The organism is Dietzia sp. E1, assembly GCF_014145015.1.
GTDB lineage: Bacteria > Actinomycetota > Actinomycetes > Mycobacteriales > Mycobacteriaceae > Dietzia > Dietzia cinnamea_A.
In genome coordinates this window covers 1-1,333 of record NZ_JAALDU010000423.1, presented here as the reverse complement: position 1 = coordinate 1,333, position 1,333 = coordinate 1, and the positions used below count along the sequence as shown (strand labels likewise).

At 71.7% G+C, this 1,333-nt stretch carries 1 protein-coding gene; it reads left to right on the top strand.

What is annotated here, in order from left to right:
- Positions 1–247: 247 nt before the first annotated feature.
- The gene (locus G6030_RS13360; protein ID WP_182643458.1) at positions 248–1,309 is read left to right on the top strand and encodes a beta-ketoacyl-ACP synthase III; all 1,062 of its coding nucleotides are present in this window, start codon (positions 248–250) and stop codon (positions 1,307–1,309) included.
- Positions 1,310–1,333 lie beyond the last annotated feature (24 nt).

Here is a 1,333-nt window from a genome sequence, read left to right as displayed (position 1 = left end):
GCCCACCTGGGACGCGCCGCGCTGGCGCGCGTGGCTCGACGGGCTGCTGGCGGACTGACCTGCGGGCGCACCGGAGGGCGGCGGACCTGCGGTTACCCGCGCCGGCGGGTCGGCGGAGGCCGCCGGGGGTGACGGTGGAAACACGGCGGTACGGTGAGGCGATCTACCCTGTGCCCGCAGTAGGGTGACGGGGAGTACGACACGAGCGCCGCGAGGCGCCGTCCACCGACGAGGAGCGAGATCGCCAATGGCGGATTCCAACGAGACCGTGACCATCGCGACCGGCGAGGGCGCCACCGGCACGACCCTCCTCGGCATCGGGGCGTACCGGCCCGAGCGCGTGGTGAGCAACGAGGAGATCTGCGAGAAGATCGACTCCACCTCCGAGTGGATCTACGAGCGCTCCGGGATCCTCAACCGCCGCGTCGCCGGACCGGACGAGGGCATCGTCTCCATGTCGATCGAGGCGTCCCGCGCGGCCGTGACCTCGGCCGGCATCGACGCCGACCTGATCGACGCCCTGATCGTGTGCACGTCCACCAACTGGACCCAGGTGCCGCACGCGGCCCCCCAGGTCGCCACCGCCCTCGGCCGCAACGGCATCGCGGCGTTCGACCTCACCGCCGGCTGCGCGGGCTTCGGCTACGGCCTGGCCGTGGCCACCAACATGATCCGCGGCGGCGGCGCCCGCTACGTGGTGGTCGTGGGCGTCGAGAAGCTCAGCGACGGCCTCGACTACACCGACCGCAACACCGCGTTCATCTTCGGTGACGGCGCCGGCGCCGTGGTTGTGGGCCCGTCGGAGACCAACGACATCAGCCCGGTAGTGTGGGGCTCGGACGGCGAGAAGGGCGAGGCGATCCGCCAGACCAAGGACTTCAAGCAGTACGTCGACGAGGTCGACGGGCGTGGCCTCGGCGAGGAGGCCGTCGTCCAGCCGTTCCTCACCATGGACGGCTCGAAGGTCTTCCGCTGGGCGGCCGTGCAGGTGTCCAAGGTGTGCGCGGAGACGCTGGAGTCCGCCGGCGTGACGGCCGACCAGATCCAGGCGTTCATCCCCCACCAGGCCAACGGCCGCATCAACTCCGCGATGGCCAAGCACCTCGGCCTGCCGGACACCGTGGCGATCGCCAACGACATCGAGCAGACCGGCAACACCTCCGCCGCCTCGATCCCGCTGGCGATGGAGACCATGCTGCGCGAGGGCCAGGCCAAGCAGGGCGACATCGCGCTGTGCATCGGCTTCGGCGCTGGCCTGTCCTACGCCGGCCAGGTCGTCCGCCTCCCCGCGGCGCCGCCCGCGAACTGACGCACTCCGCCCGCTCGACCCGCG